The organism is Streptococcus sp. k-378, assembly GCF_013277505.1.
Taxonomy (GTDB): Bacteria; Bacillota; Bacilli; order Lactobacillales; family Streptococcaceae; genus Streptococcus; species Streptococcus pseudopneumoniae.
In genome coordinates this window covers 1-2,894 of record NZ_VMNC01000121.1, presented here as the reverse complement: position 1 = coordinate 2,894, position 2,894 = coordinate 1, and the positions used below count along the sequence as shown (strand labels likewise).

Annotated in this window: 2 protein-coding genes and 1 pseudogene; all 3 read right to left on the bottom strand. The window is 40.7% G+C overall.

Features of this window, described 5'->3' with window-relative positions:
* Window positions 1-642 precede the first annotated feature (642 nt).
* A complete protein-coding gene (gla, locus tag HT719_RS10220) occupies window positions 643-1,512 on the bottom strand; it encodes an aquaglyceroporin Gla (RefSeq protein ID WP_112444212.1) in 870 nt (289 codons plus the stop codon).
* A 222-nt stretch (window positions 1,513-1,734) separates the two neighbouring features.
* Window positions 1,735-2,385, bottom strand: a complete 651-nt coding sequence (locus tag HT719_RS12065) for an LPXTG cell wall anchor domain-containing protein (protein WP_345790047.1) — start codon at window positions 2,383-2,385, stop codon at window positions 1,735-1,737.
* Window positions 2,386-2,535: 150 nt separating this feature from the next.
* A pseudogene (locus tag HT719_RS12060) lies at window positions 2,536-2,709 on the bottom strand (hypothetical protein); the annotation flags it as partial.
* Window positions 2,710-2,894 lie beyond the last annotated feature (185 nt).

Sequence of the window (2,894 nt, the reverse complement as noted above, 5' to 3'; positions counted from 1 at the left end):
TATAGTTACTGACTTCGTCAGTTCTATCTACAACCTCAAAACACTATTTTGAGCTGACTTCGTCAGTTCCATCTACAACCTCAAAGCAGTGCTTTGAGCAACCTGCGGCTAGCTTCCTAGTTTGCTCTTTGATTTTCATTGAGTATAAGATTGCAGATAAAACGATAACAATCATAGGACACAGCAGAGCCAATGTTGGTCGAAGAATAGCCCCCCTAATCGCTTATTTTATGGCAAAATGAAATAAAAACTAAACATTTTGTTGAGGAAGGCAAATCAATTCCTCACAATGTTCGAGAAAGAAGGGCGGACTATTCCAACTTCAACCCACTATAAAGCAGACTTACAAGATAGGGAACCCATCTCCGATAATATAATATATAGTAGAATGAAAACTGCACAATTTGATTGGGGAATTCAAACTAATTTCTCACAATGTTTGAGAAAAAGGGTCTATTATTTCAACTGCAACCTACTATAGCCCATTAAAGTTGGAATAACCCACTGAGACTTCTAAACCACTGCTGGAGAGGAGTTTGTGTCGATTTTCTTTCATTTCCCTGAAAAATCAAAAAGAGAGAACCAATCTGATCCTCTCTTACTTATAAATGGTGCTCACTCAAATGTTAAAGGAGCTATTTCTTAGAGATAAAGGAATTTGAATACAGCTACTGCCGCAATTGCTGCTGCAATAGGTGCTACTACTGGTACCCAAGAATACCACCATTTTGAATCGCCTTTATGCTCACCAAGAACTGATTTTGGAAGGAAAGCATGAAGGAGACGTGGTCCCAAGTCACGGGCTGGGTTCAAGGCAGGTCCTGTAGGTCCACCAAGTGATGTTACCAAGGCCATAACGAGGAATCCAAGTGCCAAGTGAGCTACAGAAAGTCCTGAAGCAGTGTGTGGAGCCACCTGTGCTTTAATAGCCAAGTCAGAAAAATCAACTGTTTGTCCTGCTTGTGTTGCCATTTGTTTCATGTATTGAAGCACTTCAGCACCAAAGAAGTTTTTAGTCAAACCAAGAGCTGCAAAGAACAAAACAAATGAACCAACAAACTCGTTTACAAAACCATTAACAGTTGCTGCATAGCGACTTTCTTTTGTACCATGGTCAATACTTGAAATAGTTGAGAAAGTTCCCAAGATGTTATTTGAGTTTTCAGTTTTCAAGTAGAATGGGCGGTGTGTTGCCACAACCAAGGCTTGACCAAAGATAGCCCCCAAGACTTGCGCGATAATGTAAGGTACCACTTGTGCCCAAGGGAAAAGACCGCTAACTGCAAGTCCTAGAGTGAAAGCAGGGTTGATGTGGTTCCCAGATACGTTACCAAACATCAAGGCTGGAATCATAACCCCCATACCATAACCAACAGCGATGACGATCCAGCCACTTTGGTGACCTTTCGTACCTTTAAGTTCAACGTTGGCAACTGCACCATTCCCAAGAATGATCAAAATGGCAGTTCCCAAAAATTCAGTGGCATACTTCAGTGCCCATGTGAAATCCATTTGCTAGATTCTCCTTAAAATTTTTTAGATATTCCTTATTTTATCAATTTTTAGCCTATTTAGCAACTGATTTCTGGAAAGATTTTTAAAAAAATAGGATTCAGAGTTTCCCAGTCTAATGAACTTGTAAGCGTTTTTAATCTTCTCGAAAGACCTCGTTCTCAAAACCAGGAAAAAGCCCACATCTGTGAGCTTTTCCTTGTTCCTAGATTCTAAAATCTATTATTTTTCATCTTCTTTTTTCTTGAAGAATCCTAATCCTAGACCAGCTAATAAGGTCATGATACCAGCGCTAGCCAAGGTAGCATTCGCTTCTGTACCTGTGTTTGGCAATTCCTCTCTTTTATTTGTCTCAGAAGTCGGAACTTCTGGGTCTGGACTCACTGGAATTTCAGTTTTTGGAGTACCTGGTTCTGGAGTTAGCTCTGGTATTGGAGTCTCTTGATTTGGTAGTTCTGGGTTTGGTGTCGGAACACTTGGATGCTCTGGATTTGGTTGTGGGTTTGGTTTGTCTGGAGTCGGTTCACCTGGAGCACCTGGTTCCTGAGGACTTGGAATTTCTGGAATTGGTTTTTCTGGTCTTGATAAACGGTCATACCTTACCAAAATAGTCGTACCTTTTGAATCTGCTGTTACTTCTACATTCGATACTTTTGGTAAATCTGGTTTACCATAATTTTCAATTTCTGGCGATACGACTTCGTCCCAGTTGCCTGTTGTCCATTCACCTTCTGTCACGACTTTCGTCACTTTATTACGCTTGTTGGTTCTTGTTAATTCAACTGTTTGCGTAACTGGGCTACCTACTTCTGTTGTTTCATCAGTCGCATCTACATACTTGATGGTACGGGTAACAGTTTTGCTTTCTTTAATATCTTCTGTAGCTTGCGGATATTTCACTACTTCGGTTGTATCTGTAGTTGTTGATGTTACAATTGCTTCTGCTACAGTTGCCTTATCTGGGGCGTCATAGTTGGTTACAGTTGGAGAGTCTTGAGAACCCCATGTACCTGTTGACCAGTCTCCTGCTGTTACTTTACCTGTCACTTTATTACGCTTGTTAGTTCTTGTTAATTCAACTGTTTGCGTAACTGGGCTACCTACTTCTGTTGTTTCATCAGTCGCATCTACATACTTGATGGTACGGGTAACAGTTTTAGTTTCTTTAACATCTTCTGTAGCTTGCGGATATTTCACTACTTCGGTTGTATCTGTAGTTGTTGAAGTAACCGTTTCTTCCGCTACACTTTCTGTATCTGGTGCGTCATAGTTAGTGACTGTTGGAGAGTCTTGGGTCGCCCATGTACCTGTTGACCAGTTTCCTTCCTCAAGCTCATTTGTCACTTTGTTACGCTTGTTGGTCCTTGTTAATTCAACTGTTT

Bases quoted from the DNA above. Each gene is read 5' to 3' on its own strand.
- gla (WP_112444212.1), bottom strand. From the start codon at position 1,512: ATGGATTTCACATGGGCACTGAAGTATGCCACTGAATTTTTGGGAACT.